The 16,694-nt window shown below is 49.2% G+C and carries 16 protein-coding genes; 4 read left to right on the forward strand and 12 right to left on the reverse strand.

Annotated features, from left to right (window positions below; genetic code table 11):
• Positions 1-176: 176 nt before the first annotated feature.
• Positions 177-1,016 (forward strand): MurR/RpiR family transcriptional regulator, encoded by an 840-nt coding sequence (locus AC3ISQ_RS12870; RefSeq protein WP_489353275.1) that lies wholly within the window; start codon positions 177-179, stop codon positions 1,014-1,016.
• On the opposite strand, the gene AC3ISQ_RS12875 is transcribed toward AC3ISQ_RS12870, so the two are convergent.
• Positions 943-1,449, reverse strand: coding sequence for a universal stress protein (locus AC3ISQ_RS12875; RefSeq protein ID WP_489347021.1), 507 nt, complete (start codon positions 1,447-1,449; stop codon positions 943-945). The two genes, AC3ISQ_RS12870 and AC3ISQ_RS12875, sit on opposite strands and share 74 nt — an antisense overlap.
• A 258-nt stretch (positions 1,450-1,707) precedes the next feature.
• Here AC3ISQ_RS12875 and AC3ISQ_RS12880 point away from each other — a divergent pair, with 258 nt between their 5' ends.
• Both AC3ISQ_RS12880 and AC3ISQ_RS12885 read left to right on the forward strand, forming a co-directional pair.
• The gene (locus tag AC3ISQ_RS12880) at positions 1,708-2,385 is read left to right on the forward strand and encodes an isochorismatase family protein (protein WP_489347023.1); all 678 of its coding nucleotides are present in this window, start codon (positions 1,708-1,710) and stop codon (positions 2,383-2,385) included.
• A 384-nt stretch (positions 2,386-2,769) separates the two neighbouring features.
• Entirely contained in the window at positions 2,770-3,156 is a 387-nt protein-coding gene (locus tag AC3ISQ_RS12885; protein ID WP_489347025.1) for a helix-turn-helix domain-containing protein, read from the forward strand.
• 23 nt (positions 3,157-3,179) lie between these two features.
• Here the strand turns inward: AC3ISQ_RS12885 and AC3ISQ_RS12890 are convergent, their stop codons facing one another.
• Both AC3ISQ_RS12890 and lysM read right to left on the reverse strand, forming a co-directional pair.
• The gene (locus AC3ISQ_RS12890; protein WP_489347027.1) at positions 3,180-4,121 is read right to left on the reverse strand and encodes a pirin family protein; all 942 of its coding nucleotides are present in this window, start codon (positions 4,119-4,121) and stop codon (positions 3,180-3,182) included.
• 327 nt (positions 4,122-4,448) lie between these two features.
• Positions 4,449-4,883 (reverse strand): peptidoglycan-binding protein LysM, encoded by a 435-nt coding sequence (gene lysM, locus AC3ISQ_RS12895; protein WP_489347029.1) that lies wholly within the window; start codon positions 4,881-4,883, stop codon positions 4,449-4,451.
• A gap of 228 nt (positions 4,884-5,111) precedes the next feature.
• On the opposite strand from lysM, the gene AC3ISQ_RS12900 reads away from it, so the two are divergent.
• Entirely contained in the window at positions 5,112-5,303 is a 192-nt protein-coding gene (locus AC3ISQ_RS12900; protein WP_489347031.1) for a YdfD/YebW family protein, read from the forward strand.
• An 81-nt stretch (positions 5,304-5,384) separates the two neighbouring features.
• On the opposite strand, the gene AC3ISQ_RS12905 is transcribed toward AC3ISQ_RS12900, so the two are convergent.
• The 9 genes from AC3ISQ_RS12905 to pdxR form a co-directional block, all read right to left on the reverse strand.
• Positions 5,385-6,464, reverse strand: coding sequence for a porin (locus AC3ISQ_RS12905; protein WP_489347033.1), 1,080 nt, complete (start codon positions 6,462-6,464; stop codon positions 5,385-5,387).
• 588 nt (positions 6,465-7,052) lie between these two features.
• Positions 7,053-8,036 carry a succinylglutamate desuccinylase gene (astE, locus tag AC3ISQ_RS12910; protein ID WP_489347035.1) on the reverse strand — a complete coding sequence of 328 codons (984 nt, stop codon included), beginning with the start codon at positions 8,034-8,036 and terminating at the stop codon, positions 7,053-7,055.
• 18 nt (positions 8,037-8,054) lie between these two features.
• Positions 8,055-9,395, reverse strand: coding sequence for an N-succinylarginine dihydrolase (gene astB / locus AC3ISQ_RS12915; RefSeq protein WP_489353277.1), 1,341 nt, complete (start codon positions 9,393-9,395; stop codon positions 8,055-8,057).
• Positions 9,396-9,448: 53 nt separating this feature from the next.
• Positions 9,449-10,921: a succinylglutamate-semialdehyde dehydrogenase gene (astD, locus tag AC3ISQ_RS12920; RefSeq protein ID WP_489347037.1), complete on the reverse strand. Its 1,473-nt coding sequence runs from the start codon at positions 10,919-10,921 to the stop codon at positions 9,449-9,451.
• Positions 10,921-11,955, reverse strand: coding sequence for an arginine N-succinyltransferase (gene astA, locus AC3ISQ_RS12925; RefSeq protein ID WP_489347039.1), 1,035 nt, complete (start codon positions 11,953-11,955; stop codon positions 10,921-10,923). The genes astD and astA overlap by 1 nt, the downstream gene beginning before the upstream one ends.
• 60 nt (positions 11,956-12,015) lie before the next feature.
• Complete coding sequence (locus AC3ISQ_RS12930) at positions 12,016-13,230, reverse strand: aspartate aminotransferase family protein (RefSeq protein WP_489347041.1); 1,215 nt, start codon at positions 13,228-13,230, stop codon at positions 12,016-12,018.
• Between the two features lie 665 nt (positions 13,231-13,895).
• Complete coding sequence (locus AC3ISQ_RS12935) at positions 13,896-14,597, reverse strand: GNAT family N-acetyltransferase (protein WP_489347043.1); 702 nt, start codon at positions 14,595-14,597, stop codon at positions 13,896-13,898.
• Positions 14,598-14,618: 21 nt separating this feature from the next.
• Positions 14,619-15,071: a GNAT family N-acetyltransferase gene (locus tag AC3ISQ_RS12940; protein WP_489347045.1), complete on the reverse strand. Its 453-nt coding sequence runs from the start codon at positions 15,069-15,071 to the stop codon at positions 14,619-14,621.
• A gap of 107 nt (positions 15,072-15,178) precedes the next feature.
• The gene (pdxR, locus tag AC3ISQ_RS12945) at positions 15,179-16,690 is read right to left on the reverse strand and encodes a MocR-like pyridoxine biosynthesis transcription factor PdxR (RefSeq protein ID WP_489347047.1); all 1,512 of its coding nucleotides are present in this window, start codon (positions 16,688-16,690) and stop codon (positions 15,179-15,181) included.
• Between the last annotated feature and the right edge of the window lie 4 nt (positions 16,691-16,694).

Genomic DNA, 16,694 nt, shown 5'->3' on the forward strand with positions numbered 1-16,694 from the left:
TGAGTTATCGATGACCGATATCTAACACTGTATATGAAACAAACATTCCATTTTAAGTTGAAATAAAACAAATATTGATTATTGTGATCGGGAGTGGATTTTTCGTCATGGTGGGATTGCGTTTGAAAACGGCCAATGAACCTTTACAATCATAACAATAGAACAGGGGATAAATGATGAGCACGGCTACTAGCCTGAATGAACTGCAACAACAGATCCGCGATCGTTACGATAGCCTGAGCAAACGGCTTCAACAGGTTTCTCGCTATGTGCTGGATAACACTAACAGCGTCGCCTTTGATACCGTGGCGGTGATCGCCGAACGGGCGGACGTTCCTCCATCAACGCTTATCCGTTTTGCTAATGCATTTGATTTCAGTGGTTTTAACGAGATGAAACAGTTGTTTCGTATGAACTTGGTGGAGGAAACGGCGAGTTATAGCGACCGTGTGCGACTGTTCCGCGAAATAGACAGTGAAGCCGTTTTGGATACGCCACAGGATATTTTGCAAGAGTTTGCACGCTCGAACGCGCAGGCGTTGCAGCAGTTGGCCGCACGTACCGAGCCGGAAATGCTGCAACGTGCCGTCGATTTATTGGCACAGGCCGATACTATTTATATCGTCGGGTTGCGCCGCTCTTTTAGCGTCGCCGCTTATCTCAGCTATGCCCTGAGCCATCTCGCCTGTCGCCCAGTATTGCTTGATGGGCTGGGTGGTATGCTGCGTGAGCAGGTCAACCGGGTTCAGGCCAACGATATTGTTATCTCGATCAGCTTCTCACCTTATGCAGAAGAAACGCTGATGGTGAGTGAAATAACGGCCAAAGCCGGTGCGCGGCAGATAGTGATCACTGATAGCCAAATCAGCCCGCTGGCAACCTTTAGCGATCTTTGCTTTGTGGTGAAAGAAGCACAGGTCGATGCCTTCCGTTCCCAATCGGCTACATTATGTCTCGTTCAGTCTTTGGTGGTGGCTCTGGCTTATCAACAAGGGGCTCAGTTAACCTCAGCGTAAGCGACTCGGTGGTGTTAATCGGCACCACCAAGACATCGACTCGCAAGTGGTTGATCGCCTGCCTAGCTGACGACAGTAAATGGCTCCAAATATCATGGTGATGGCCGATGATCACCAGATCAAATCCCCGTTCGTTTATTGCTTTATCCAATTCCGCCAAGAACTCACCCCGTTGGATGATCAGTTCACTGGAGGGGTCCAATAAATGCTGTTTCAGTGTCTGTAAACGATGCTGCGCCCGTTCGTTGAAAGTTTCATCGGTATAACCGAATTCGCCACCGCCGGAGTCCAGATACTGGCTGCCGGGATGGATGTCGATATAAATCAGCGAGAGTTTTGCGCTCAATGCCCTCGCCAGCCGCGCACCTTTGCTGACCAGCAATTCAGCATCTTCGGAAAGATCCGTTGCGACGACGATATGTTGATAAGCCATGATACTTACCCCCTGCCTGCCCTATACTCAAAGCTTAGCGCATTGGCTAATTTATCGCCTACACAAGCCCTCCATCGTCCTACCAATAGAACAATGCATCTTAGTTTTAACCGCTACCGCCAATTTCTGCTTGGGCTAAACTCTAATCAGTCGCCACTAATACGTTAACGCGACCCAGATTTTTCAGGAAATTCAAAGTGATTTTCTTACACTTCTGCACCAATGCAGAAGGTAACGCCTAATCAAGAGGATAATACGATGAGCACTCCAGCAAACTTCAACGGTCAGCGTCCTGTTATTGATGCTAATGATGCTGTTATGTTATTGATCGATCATCAAAGCGGCCTGTTCCAGACCGTTGCCGATATGCCAATGCCAGAACTGCGTGCCCGTGCCGCCGCGCTGGCTAAAATCGCCACGTTAAGCAAATTACCGGTGATCACCACCGCGTCTGTGCCACAAGGCCCGAACGGCCCGCTGATCCCGGAAATTCATCAAAACGCCCCACACGCTCAATATGTAGCGCGTAAAGGGGAAATCAACGCGTGGGATAACCCAGACTTTGTAGCGGCGGTTAAAGCGACCGGTCGCAAGACTTTAATTATTGCCGGTACGATCACCAGCGTATGCATGGCTTTCCCATCCATTAGCGCGGTATACGATGGCTACAAAGTCTTTGCCGTTGTTGACGCTTCTGGCACCTATTCTAAGATGGCGCAGGAAATTACCTTAGCCCGTGTGGTACAAGCCGGCGTGGTGCCGATTGATACTGCGGGTGTGGCGTCTGAACTGCAAGGCACGTGGAACCGTGAAGATGCGCAGGAATGGGCAGAGGTTTACACCAAAATATTCCCGGCTTATCAGTTACTCATTGAAAGTTATATGAAAGCCCAAGAAGTGGTAAAGAATAGCGAGCAACTCGACTCACAGCGTTAATCTGATTTAGCATCCCCGTTGCGGGGATGCTTCTTTTGCTACTTTCACGGCTCTTCACCTCCCAACCCTTGCGTATTGTTCACCATCATCACTGGCGCCGCGAGAAAAACGCCAATCCCTATAATGACAACTAAAGTAATAACCACGGTCATTAACATATGATCACCCCATCAACATTGAGTTGTTACGGCGGATTTTCGGTGTTGCTTTTTGAGTTAGAGCTTCAGATTTAGCGAGTTCAGATTAGTCCTTTTTTCTTGTTACTGACAACCCTCTCGTGCGGCTTTTTATGACTATTCAGGCGATCCTTCTAGGCGGTCTTTTTGTCCACGACGGCAAGTTGTGTATACTTCATAACTATGACTATTTCACACCGACGCACTGATGATACAAGAACACCACCTCTCATTAGTCTGCGCCCTCAGTAAGTGGGTTGAAACTCATCTTGGAAGAGTGATCCATCTGGAGGAGTTGGCCAAGTATTCCGGCTACTCCTTGTGGCATATGCAGAAACTGTTTAAAGAAGCGACAGGAGTCTCGCTCGGCAAGTACATTCGCGAACGTCGGCTGGCGGGTGCGGTGTATCAGTTACGTAGTAGCGATGCGACAATTTTTGATATCGCACTAGACTTCGGCTTTGGTTCGCAGTCTCACTTTACTTACATGTTCAGAAAGCGCTTCAATATTACACCTTATGATTTCCGACAGGATCTCAGCGTCGATCTACATATCGAGCCACCGCTGCATATTATTCATCAGAAAACAGCCTGATTTGAGCCTCTAAAAAGCTCGGCTCACTGATTATTAGCCCAAGGCAAGGCGGGTGCGGCCATTCGTGGCCCTTCATAACCGACAACATCAGGGAAACGTCTATCTCCCTGCTCCCAATCTCGCTGTGCTTGGGTTATTTCTTCCTTACTATGCCCAACGAAATTCCACCAGATCGTGATCTCTTCATTAAGCGGTACGCCACCAATCAATAATGCTCGACTCCCTTTCTCAGCCCTTAAATTCAGGTGGTTTCTATTTACGCCCAAATAAGCGAACTCATCGGGTGAAAATTTTTCATTATCGAGTTCAATAGCTCCCATAAGAGGCAAGATAGCCATTTCAAAATCAGTACGTAGCGGCATTGATATCTCCCCATTGGTCTGCCATTCCAAATCGATGGCCACTAATGGTGATAATGACAAGACGGGGGAGCAATACTCACCACATTCGCCGACTAATAAGGTCTGTTTCACCCCTTGTTGTTGCCAACTGGGTAAATCGGGATAATGATCAAACTGCGCTTCCATATTGGCGTGTTCTGCGGGTAACGCTATCCACAATTGCGTTGCATGCAATTGCTTATGTTCACCAAAAGAGTGTTCCGTATGCACGATACCACGCCCAGCCGTCATCAAATTAACCTGACCTGGCCGTATCACCTGCTCACTCCCCAAGCTGTCGCGGTGTAATACCTCCCCCGCAATCATCCACGTAAAAGTCTGTAGGCCAATATGGGGATGAGGCCCGACATCCATCCCTTTTGAGTCACCCTTAAATACCGATGGCCCAGCATGGTCGAGAAAACACCAAGCTCCTACCGTACGTCGTTCACGCGTTGGCAAAGCACGTTGGATCGGAATGCCACCAACCTCGGTATGACGAACAGGGATATGTTGAATCTGACGTTGCCCATCAACAACGGGACAATCGCGGGAGGAAGAGAGGGTCGGACGGAAATTGCTCATCGTAAACGGCCTCCATTGAGTATGGGTACGCTGAAGATGACGGGATTATGTCAACCATAGCGTCACTGCCAAGGTAAAAATCACCAGCGAACTACAGGCTAACACTAACACCATGATGGCAAATTGGGCATCACCAAGGTTTTCTCGGTATTTTTTATCTGAAGTGGGCTTTTGAGGTGATTTCACAAAAGGTTATTTAAACTCATCGTTTTATAAACCGAGAAAGTATAACTCATTAGAATAAATTAACAAAAAATATGGATTAGAGAAATGATTTGCAAGTAAAAACGGCCCGAATAGGCATCGGACCGTCGGTCTTAAGGCAGACTACGCAGGGATACGAAGCTTTTGCCCCGGATAGATTTTGTCCGGATGGCTCAACATTGGCTTGTTTGCTTCAAAAATTTTGTTGTATTTGTTGGCATCACCGTAGTAATGCTTCGAAATCGCGCTCAAAGTTTCACCTTTAGCCACGGTATGAAATTGACTTTCAGTCCCGGAATCTGAGGTGGTGACTTTATCTTCCACGCCGCTGATACCTGCCACGTTACCCACGGCAACCAAGATCTTCTCTTTTAGCTCTTGCGTAATACCATCACCAGAGATAACTACTTTGTCATCAACCACTTCCACGTTGACTTTATCGGTATCTGGCAGACCCGTTTTATTGAGGTGATCTTTCAAGTCAGCAGCATTGGCTTTACCGCTTACCGCATCCCACAGTTTGGCACCAGCTTCTTTCGCAAAACTCAACAATCCCATATCGACTCCTTTTAATGGTTAAATTGTTACGTAGACTTAAGGCTTGTTAAGCTTAGCAGCGCAAGAGAGATATTCAATTCATGTGATGCCGTTAAGCGGTTAGATTTGTCCTAAAACGTCCTGTAATCCCAATATTACATAGATAGTTATAATGATATAGCCTGAAAATGCATCGTGTTTTATCTACAATACACGCATGCATGGAGCCAACGGAGGATACTGAAGGCAATGTACGCATTAGTGATGTTTGTTTGCTATTTGGAGGGTGGCTGTAGCGAGATCATGGTGGATGTGACTCGTACCGAGCAGCAATGCTTGAATGCCATGAAGGAACAGAAACTACGCCATGCGGGTTGTTACCCCGTAGAAGACTTTATCGACAACTTTTGGTTCCCAGCTAATGAGTACGCCCCATACTGAAATTAAATAAAGGCAGAGTTTGCACCCTGCCTTTATTAGCACCACTTTCCCGACACAGGAAATGAGGATTAAATTAATAAATTAGAAACGATAGACCAAGGCGACGGCTACGATGTCATCGTTGCTCAGACCCAGTGGGTTATCGTCGCTCAACTGGTTGATTTGATAATCCACATAGGTGTACATGTTTTTGTTGAAGTAGTAAGTTGCACCGATTTCGAAGTATTTAACCAGATCGGCATCACCAATCCCTTCGATGTCCTTACCTTTAGATTGCACGTAACCCAGTGAAGGACGAATACCGTTTTCAAACTGGTATTGCGCGGTCAATTCAAAGTTCTGCGTTTTGTTGGCGAAGCCAGAAGTCCCATTCACAGAAATTGGCGTCATATTGCGAGTTTCTGCGTACATTGCGGCTAAGTAAACCTGGTTAGCGTCGTATTTAACCGCGGTGGTCCAGGCCGAAGCGTCATCGCCTTTACCGTATTGAGAGTTTTTCTGATCAGTGGTGCGGTTAGAATCAGAGTAAGCCGCTGCAAAACCAACACCCGTTCCACCGATATCTTGGTAATCTAGAGACAGGCCATAACCGTCACCATTTTGGCGTTGTACATCTCGGCCTTCGTTTTTACCTTGGTATTGCAAGCCTAAGTTCAAGCCTTCAACCAAACCGAAGAAATCACGGTTACGGTAAGTTGCCAGACCGGTAGAACGACCAGTCATGAAGTTATCGGTGTAGCTGTAGGAGTCACCGCCGAATTCCGGCAGCATATCGGTGTAGGATTCAACGTCGTACACCACGCCGTAGTTACGACCGTAGTCGAACGAGCCATAATCACCGAATTTCAGACCAGCAAAGCCCAGACGGGTTTTGGTACCATCGGTAGCATCTGTGCCTTCAGATTTGTTGGCTTGGATGTTGTATTCCCACTGACCGTAACCCGTCAGTTGATCGGTAATTTGCGTTTCGCCTTTAAACCCTAAACGCACATAGGATTTATCGCCATCACCGTCAGCATTACTGATAAAATAATGTTTGGCGTTAACACGGCCATACAAATCGAGTTTGTTACCGTCTTTATTATAAATTTCAGCCGCGTTGGCAAAGGTGGTCACTGCGCCGAGCGCAACTGCTATAGCTAATACACTGCGATTCATCATTTATTTTCCTAGATATTTAATTAATAACCTGTCTGTCACGCCCAATTTATGCTGTGGGCTGTGATCTTTATCATTTATTTTTATGAGTCCCCCTAATAAGGGGTGATGTGACATTAGCATCATGAATCAAAACTTCAAATCGAAAAGTTCATAAAACACAGTGAGGAAAGCATGTTTATTTGTAAACAAATATTTCAAAAAAGAAGATCCATAACATACTGAAAATAATAAATTTAATTGAAATTACAGATGGCAAAAATAGTGCAGCGCATCATTTTGGTGCAAAATGGTTTCGAGTTGTGTGTTTTAACACCAATACGAAAGTAACAATACAATTAGCATGGTCATTAAAAACGTTACTTATTTCACATTTTCTCATTAGCTTAGAGAATATTCCGATTTAGCAAGAGAATTCAAAACTACAGCAATGTTCGATTAGCGTGAGAAGATAATTTTATTTAATGATTTGAATGAAAGATAAATAACCTCTCTCGTCATCATGAGAGTTTTTCAAGAGGACAAGTCGTGTTTATAAACCAGAAGAAGGATTAGCCGTACTCCTTAATAAAGAATACGGCGGGGAGATGATCAGAATAGTCTACTGCGAGATAATTCAATAAGTACCATACCTGCTCGCAGCCCCAAGGCGACATTGGGGTTCGGGAACAATATCCATTCCTGTTCATGCTGCACGCGATATTCATCACCGGGTTGTTCACACAGCAACGAGCCCTGCTTGAGTTCAGTAAAATTGGCCGTGTCGTCACTTAAATTCAATTTGAAATCTTCACTGCGTTTAATCAGTGATTGATACACTTGGAAAATCCGCAAGGAAGGCGCTTTCCGTTTGGGTAATGGCTCGCCGCTGACGAAGGTTTGCAACGCTTGGTTAATGGCCTCGAATTGCTGCAAATCATTACAACCGAACGGTTTGGCTTTTCCCAACTCCAAGGTGCAACTAGCCGCCGCTTGAGATTCGCTGGAAAAATGGCTAAATGTCCCACCCGGCGCACTGTGGATCACCAGCGCATCCAATTCTGCAGCATCCAGTAAGGTCAGCATTTCATGGCTGTAATCACGGGTTTGGTAAGGCAAAATACCAAACCGGGGTAAGCGAGATTCCCGAATGGCAGTATGCAAATCGTAATGGTAACGCTCAGCCTCTTCTCCCTCGAAAAATGCCGATACCACCTGCTCCAACCGCTGTACGCGCGCAGTTTCCTCGCTCGATTCAAAGTTAACGTAACGGCCACCAAACATGCGGTTCATATCCGCATTCAAATAACGCTTATTAACACGCATCGCCATTGGATTACCCAACACCACCAGCAGACGCACCGCTAAAGAACGCGTCCCCGCCAGCAGTTCGGCCACTAGCTGATTCAACAGCTCGATAGGCGCCGTCTCGTTACCATGTACACCTGCCGAGAGCACTACCGCGCGTTGATACTCAACTAGCGGAACCAGCTCCAATAGCCCTTCCCCTAACCAGCGCCAACGCAGCTGGTCATTTTCCCCAGAAGTCGCATCGGGTGCTGAACCTTCCAAGGTTAGAGCCAAGAAATCGAACATAAGCACTCCTCAGCCTATTTATTGCTGGAATGGATAAATAGAACCCAGCCCCATGATTACGGTTAATTCGTCCAAGGCTTCACGCCCTTCGCGCAACAGCAAGGGATCAGCTAAATCATCCTGCGTTAAGCGATCGCGATAGTGCTGATCGACCCACTGATTCAAACGGGTGAACAAAGCCTCATTCATTAATACACGTGGATTCACGGCCCGTAATTCGTGGTCATTCAGTGCGACGCGCAGGCGTAGACAGGCAGGACCACCGCCGTTACGCATACTTTCACGCAGGTCGAACACCTTGATCTCATCGATTGGCCCACCACTTTCGACCATTTCGCTCAAATATTCCCATACACCATGATGCTGTCGTGACTCTTCTGGTACCACAATCATCATTTGGCCGTTGGGTTTAGTCAGGATTTGGCTGTTAAACAGATAGGTTGCCACCGCATCCGCCACTGAAACTCGCTCCGTTGGCACTTCTATCGCCATCAGTTGTTGATCAAAGTGCGCCATTTTGCGCCGCACTTCATCCAACGCCTGCTTTTGGTGCAAGAATGCTTGTTGATGATGGAATAATACTTGCTGATTACTGACTGCAATCACGTCGTTATGGAATACACCTTGGTCGATCACCACCGGGTTCTGTTGAATAAATACTGTGCTTTGTTCGTCTAACTGATGCAAACGCGCAATCGCCTCGCTAGCCTCACGGGTTTGCCGTGCCGGATAGCGGCTTGGCGCCATCGCACCACCAAACTCCTGACGGCCATAAACAAAGACTTGCACGCTAGGTTTGGCGTAATCGCCGCCTAACCGATTGTGGTTGGCCGCGCCTTCGTCACCCAACAACGCCACCTGTGGCAACGCCTGATGGTGGGCAAAGTGGCGCTCATCGGTGAAGATCGCTTTCAGCACGGCGGAAGTGGTTTCCGCCTCAATCGCACGGTGGAATTTGTTATTCAAGTTAGCGGCGGTGAAATGCACTTTGCCGTCAGCACTGTCGGCGGAAGGTGAAACAGTGGCAGCATTGGCTGTCCACATACAAGAGGCGGAGCTCAGCGCAGAAAGCAAACGTGGCGCGGTACGCATCGCCTGTGCCAACACCGCTTCATCTGTGCCGCTAAAGCCCAATTGACGCAACGTGGGCAAATGTGGGCGCTCTTGTGGCGGCAATACCCCTTGTTGGAAGCCGAGATCGCTCAGGGCTTTCATTTTCAGTAAACCCTGCTTCGCCGCCAGCTTAGGATTCGAAACGCTATTTTTATGCTGAGTGGAGGCTTCATTACCAAACGACAACCCGGCGTAGTGATGCGTCAGCCCGACCAGACCGTCAAAATTGACTTCATATCCTGACATGGTTTTAGACTCTGACATACTGTGCTCCAACTCCCCCATCTCGGGGGAGAACATCAATTAAACGACAACCCTGGTGACAAATTGGCAGGCAGTGTCAGACTCTCACTTTCCAGCGATGCCATCGGCCAAGCACAATAATCCGCCGCATAAAAAGCGCTGGCACGGTGATTACCCGAAGCGCCTACACCACCAAACGGCGCCGCGCTCGAAGCACCGGTCAACGGTTTATTCCAGTTGACGATCCCGGCTCTGGCCTCCACCAACAGGCGATCAAACTGTTCACGCTGGGGTGAAACCAGCCCGACAGACAGGCCGTAACGGGTGTTATTGGCGATGCGTAGCGCCTCATCAAAATCACGGTAGCGAATAATGGTAGTGAGTGGGCCGAAATACTCTTCGTCAGGAATATCGCGCACGCCAGTAACATCAATAATCCCCGGACTGAGTAGCGAGTTGTCTTGGTCCAAACGCGCCATCGTCAACAGCGCTTTGCCACCCAATTGCAGCAGTTGCTGTTGCGCCGCCAGCATTTTTTCTGCCGCCACGGCCGAAATGACCCCGCCCATAAATGGTTGTGGTTCAGCATCCCAACGACCAATGCGCAATTGGCTAGCCACCTGCACTAAACGCTCGATAAAGGCATCGCCCTCCGCCCCTTGTTTCACCAGAATACGGCGCGAACAGGTGCAGCGCTGCCCAGCAGAGATAAACGCCGATTGGATCGCCAGATGAACAGCGGCATCGCGATCGTCAATCTGCTCGACGATCAAGGCGTTATTGCCGCCCATCTCCAACGCCAGAATCTTTTCTGGTTGCCCAGCCAATTGTTTATGCAGGTGATAACCGGTGCCAGCGCTACCAGTGAACAGCAGACCATCAATATCGTTGCTGGCAGCCAGAGCCTCACCGGTTTCACGGCCGCCCTGCACCAGATTGATCACCCCATTCGGCAGCCCCGCCTGTTGCCACAGTTTCATGGTTTCTTCTGCCGTTTGTGGCGTCAGCTCGCTCGGTTTGAACACCAAGGTGTTCCCTGCCAATAATGCCGGAACGATATGTCCATTCGGTAAATGGCCGGGGAAGTTATACGGGCCAAACACCGCCAACACGCCGTGTGGACGATGGCGAACTACCGAAGCGCCGTCGGGCATCGCCGTCTGCGTAGTGCCGGTACGGGTCTGATAGGCTTGCAGTGAAATCCCCACTTTGCCGATCATCGCTTGGATCTCGGTCAGCGTTTCCCAGCGTGGTTTGCTGGTTTCCCGGCTGATCACCTCAGCCAAATGCTGTTTGTTTTCTTCCAGCAATGCGGCAAAGCGTTTAACTAATTGTTCACGCTGTTCAAACGGCGTGCGCGCCCAAGCGGGGAATGCGACGCGAGCAGCCTCGCACGCGGCGGCGACGTCATGACTATCGGCAGCATTGGCCTGCCACAGCGGTTGGTTATCCACCGGATTTGTCTTGTTGAATGCCGCACCGTGGCCAGATTGCCAAGTGCCATTAATCAATAGAGCAGGATGTGACATTACACTTTCTCCTGTGCAATAAGGGGGAGCGCCCGCACTGGGCTGCCCTGTTCGACACCGAGTGCCGCCGCTGTAGCCGCGTTGATATTCAGGCGTCCGTCATACACTTCGCCATGCACTAGCAATGCGCGGTAATTCTGATAGTTGTCGTTTGCCACCAGATAAACCGGGGCATCAGGACGCATTGGTGTGTCGTCGAGCACCACTTTGACCAACTTGCTGGTTTTCACCGCGCGGATATCGTCAATTTCAGCTTCCAACGTCGGCCCACCGTCGAAAATATCCACATAGCCTTGATAACGTAGCCCTTCGCTTTCTAATAGACGACGAGCTGGCAAGGTTTGTGGATGGACTTCGCCAATCACTTTTTGTGCATCTGCCGCGAGAAAATCGACATATAGCGGGTGTTTCGGCATCAATTCAGCGATAAACGCCTTTTGCCCGGTACCGCTTAAGTAATCCGCCTTGGCGAACTCGATAGAAAAGAAGTGATTCCCTACACTTTCCCAAAACGGCGAGCGGCCATTTTCGTCAGAAAAACCGCGCATCTCGGCAATCAAGCGACGAGCAAAATGCTCACGAAAAGCAGCGATAAACAGGAAACGCACTTTAGATAACAGTTTGCCGTTCTCGCCGTGGCGGTAATCGGGATCGAGGAACAAAGTACAGAGTTCGGAATGCCCGGTGTGATCATTGCTGAGGAACAACGTCGGCACCGATTTGTATACGTTTAATTGCTTCGACGCATGTACTTGTGTGCCGACACGGAAGCTATACCAAGGTTCGGTTAAACCGACCGCCACCTCGATAGCACTCACGCCGACAATCTGTTGCCGCCCAGTATCTTCCAACACAAACAAGTAACACTGTTCACCACGAGGAAGTTCGCCTTGCCACGTTTTTAACGTCCGCTCAATGCGTGCCAACAGGGTATCTTCATTTTGCGGCAACGAAGTGAGGCCAATGCCGGATTTGCCAGCCAGCGTTAACAAATCGGCTAGGTCACGGCGCTCTATAGGGCGGATAATCATCATAATGCGAACCTCGAAATCATAGGGCTGCACCACAGTGGACACAGCCGTTCAATCAGTGACTTAACTGCATATCCGCTTCACTGCTCGCTCAAAGCGCGCTAAACCTTCCTTCACGTCTTGCTCAGGAATGACTAACGAAGGAGTGAAACGCACCACATCCGGTCCGGCGATCAAGGCGATCACGCCTTCTTCGTTAGCCAGTTGGGTGATTTGCTTGGCCTTACCGGCGTAGTCTTTGTTCAACACGCAGCCAATTAGCAGGCCACCACCGCGAGTCTCAGAGAAAATCGGGTATTGCTGGTTAATCTTGTTCAGCCCATCAATAAACCACTGGTGGCGCTGTTTTACCCCTGCCAGCACTTCTGGTGTATTGATCACCGAGAACACCGCACCAGCCACCGCCGTCGCCAATGGATTGCCGCCGTAAGTGGTGCCATGGCTGCCGACACCCAGCGTTTTCGCCAGTTTATCAGTGGTCAAGATCGCGCCAATCGGGAAGCCGCCGCCCAGTGCTTTGGCGGTACTCAAGACATCCGGCACCACGCCGTATTGCATATAGGCATACAGGTGCCCAGTACGTCCGACGCCGGTTTGTACTTCATCAAAAATCAGCAGCGCATTGTGGCGATCGCACAGTTCACGCAGCCCTTGCAAGAAGCTGAGATCTGCCGGCAGTACACCGCCTTCGCCTTGAATCGGCTCAACAATCACCGCACAAGTACGGTCGTTAATCACTTCGGCTGCCGCAGCCAGATCGTTAAATGGCGTATGGGTAATACCGCCCGGCAATGGCGCGAAGTCTTGGGAATATTTCGGCTGACCACCTGCGCTGACAGTAAACAGCGTGCGGCCGTGGAAGGCGTTGTTGAAAGCAACGATTTGGTTTTTCTCTTTGTTGCCATTATCCAGCGCATATTTACGTGCCAACTTCAGCGCCGCTTCGTTAGCTTCCGCGCCAGAGTTGCAGAAAAACACTTTGTCGGCGAAAGTCGCGTCGATCAATTGCTTGGCTAAACGCAGCACTGGCTCGTTGGTATAACCATTACCCAAATGCCAGAGTTTGCCCGCTTGTTCCACCAACGCGGCCTTCATCGCCGGGTGCGCATGCCCCAAAGCGTTAACGGCAATCCCACCAGCAAAATCGATATAAGATTTGCCCTGCTGATCCCAGACATGGGAGCCCTCACCCCGTACCAAAATAAAATCAGCGGGGGCGTAAGCCGGAACCATCCAGTCGTCGAAAGACTGGCGGGTGACTGCGATTGGCTGTTCCATAATGACCTCGTAATTTCAGCAAAGGCTGAGTTTTGACTGTAAGAGCCGTTCTTGCGCCGAATTCCGTAACAAAACCAAAAAACCACTTTGCGTATCGACCTGTTCAAGACGCTGATTATGCTCCGCAATCACGCCCATTTAGATACAAATCTGTTACATAAAATCGTTTTTCCGCTATTTATGCCACTTCCAACGCCCCAGAACGGGGAATAAATGTTAACGAGTAGTTAAAATACACGCCGTTTAATAAAGAGTGTAGTGCAGCTATCGTGCCAAAACGGGATTCAAGGCGGTTTTTGAGGTTTTTTACGCTAAAACAAGGAGTTATGTTGCATATTTATGCAATAATTATGCATTCGTAATGAATAATTGAAAAAATACGGCGTAAAATCATTACCGCCAACGAAAAGCTATTCAATGACAAAAAACTTCGATATTTCTGATCGCGCTCGCAAAAATAATTTGGCCTGATTTGCGCGCCGTCACATTGTTGCGCGGGTTTGGTGCAGAAAAGATTGAGGTGGGAATAAATGAGTGCAAAGTAAGATGGGTTGTCAGCGCTTTACCGATGAACAGTCGTCAAGGTTGGTCGCTCAGTATGGGGGGCATACAACGCGAGCGACCCTATTCGAACACTTTTTCATGCCCACTCAGAGCATCAAATATTAGCCTCTAAAATCCTCTAAACGCTTTATCTGTCGCCCCTGCGAATCGAAATTATCTACGCTCAACCAATCTGTGAAAGCCTTATCAACTTCACTCCAGCGGTCAGCCGTGATAGCGAACCAATCGGTATCGCGACTACGCCCTTTGGTGACCACCGCGTAACGGAAGTTGCCTTCATAGTTAAAGCCAAAGCGCAGAGCGGCCTTTTTGGAGGGTGCGTTGTGGCTATCACATTTCCACTCGCAACGGCGGTACCCCAAATCATTAAAGACATGGCGTAACATCAGTGCTATTGCTTCGGTGGCGCTGGAACGTTGCTTCATCGCCGGCGACCAGCAGACGTGACCAATCTCCACCACGCCGTTCGCCTCATCAATGCGCATGAATGCTACCGTGCCTACCGATTTTCCGCTGGTGAGATCAATAACCGTCATATTTTCCAGCGTTGGGTTAGCCTGTAAATTATTCAGATGTTGCAATAATACTTCTGGGGTTTCTGGTCGCTCGATAGACAGATAAGTCCAGTCGCGTCCATCCGGCGCTTGCTGGAAAACCTCGAACAACAACGCATAATCTCGTTGAGGATCGAGCGGTTCCAGCCGACAAAAACGCCCGTTAAGTGTAACGCCACCGGGACGTGGCACCGCTTGCCAATCCGCTATCGGCTCGCCCACCGGTTGACCAAATTGATTGATTTTCATAAGGCTCCTTATCTACGAGGCTTAGCGGGTATAAACGATAAATGAGCTTCTTTTACCGAGCGTATCGTAGAGAGAACGTGCCGGCGCGTTGTACTCTTGCGTCATCCAGTAAACACGATCGCTGCCACGTTCATCCGCCAGTTGATAGGCTCTCTCAAAGAGTTTTTCAGAGACTTTCTGGCCACGCGCCAGCGGTGAGACGTAGAGGTCTTCAATATAGCAATAGTTGGCATTGCTCCAAGTCGAAGGATGGAAAACCAGATGCATCAACCCCAGCAACTTGCCGTCTGCACCTTCAGCCACCAAGCCATACATGTGCTCGTCATTTACCAAGCGCTCAAAAGCAGAGTCACTCACCTGCGGCGTAATATCTGCACGATAAAAATGCAGATAACCTTGCCACAACTCTAGCCATTGAGGTTTATCGCTATTGATCATGCGACGGATAATCACTTCATTGTTTGATGGGAACATAACTACCTCACTGGCATTAACATCTGGAAATAACCGAATACAAATGAGGATACACCGCCCAATAGCGATGGAATACAGACCAATTTACAACAGTGAGCAGACCAATTTTAGCCCGACTTCAGTGCACTAAAAATCTGCGCCAGTTTTTTGACGAACTGGATAATTTCATCCGGTGTATAAGTTGAAAACCCTAACACCAACGCCCCGCTTTGCGGTTGAGCGGTGTAAAAATCGGCCAAACCGTAAAGTTTCACGCCCTGTGCGGCGGCGGCCGCTATCAGCCTTTGCTCCGTTTGCGCATCGGCCAGCGGGCAAACCAACTGCAAGCCCCCTTGCGGCAGCGCAGGCTGGGTCCATTCGGCAAGATATTGATGTACCGCGGTATGCAAAATATCCAATCGCGCTTTATACAAAACCCGCATATTTCTTAAATGCTCGGTATAAAAACCGTCATGCAAAAACTTAAACAAGGTCATTTGCGTCAACGCCGAGGTGTAACCATCTTGGAACCGTTTGGCGGCAACCATCAGTTTGATCAGTTGTGGAGGCACCACCATAAAACCAATACGCAACCCTGGGAACAGCGTTTTGCTGAAGGTGCCGATGTACAGCGTGCGCTGGCCGCTATCCAGCCCCTGTAACGATGCTTTGGCTTGTCGGTCATAGTTGAACTCAGAATCGTAGTCATCTTCGATAATCCAAGCTCTTTCACGCTGCGCCCAATCCAACAATTTCAAGCGCCTCTCCATACTCAGCGAGTACCCCAACGGATAATGATGCGAAGGTGTGATGTAAACACCTCGCCCCTCCACCGAGGTATTCACTAAATCGTCAATATCCATGCCCAATTGATCGATCCGGATCGGTTGCGCGATTAATCCCGCCGACTTAACCAATTTTTTTGCCCCTTGATACCCCGGCTCCTCAACAAAAACCGTTTCTCCGGGATTGAACAACACCTGCGTACACAGCGATAACGCCTGCTGAGAGCTGGTCACCACTATCACTTGCTCCGCCGTCGCTTTGACGCCACGCTTACGTTGCAAATACTGAACGATTTCACCACGTAACTCCGCTAAGCCTTGTGGTTCGATATAACCCAACAGGCGTTCGCCGTACTGCCTAACCGCCTGTTTTTCCAGTTGCAACCAGTTATCTATCGGGAAAGCGCGCAAATCGGGTAGTGAGGGTGTCAGCGAAGCATTGCGGCTGGTATGGGGGATGTGATCGTCCACTAACAAAGCGCGGCCATGGTCACTCAGCTCACGTTCGGCTAATAAACCGTCTTGCCGATTGTCCGTCGCCAACAGTTCACGGCCGATTAGCGCATTTTGTTGATAACTCACGAAACTGCCGCGCCCAACCCCACGAGTGATATAACCTTCTGCCTCCAGCCGCGCATAGGTTTGTTCCACCGTATCGCGCGAGATAACCAGCCGGGTAGCCAACCTACGACTCGGCGGCAACTTGGCCTGATAAGCCAAGCGCCCACTCGTCACCAGTAGTGTGAGAGCTTGGTGCAATGCGGACTTCAGCGTCATACCACGCACATACTGGCTAAACGTTGCCTGTATCGCTTCTTCGACGGTGTTTTGAGGGTTGTCGCTGTTATGTTTCATGATT

The organism is Serratia sp. KH_031, from assembly GCF_057839655.1.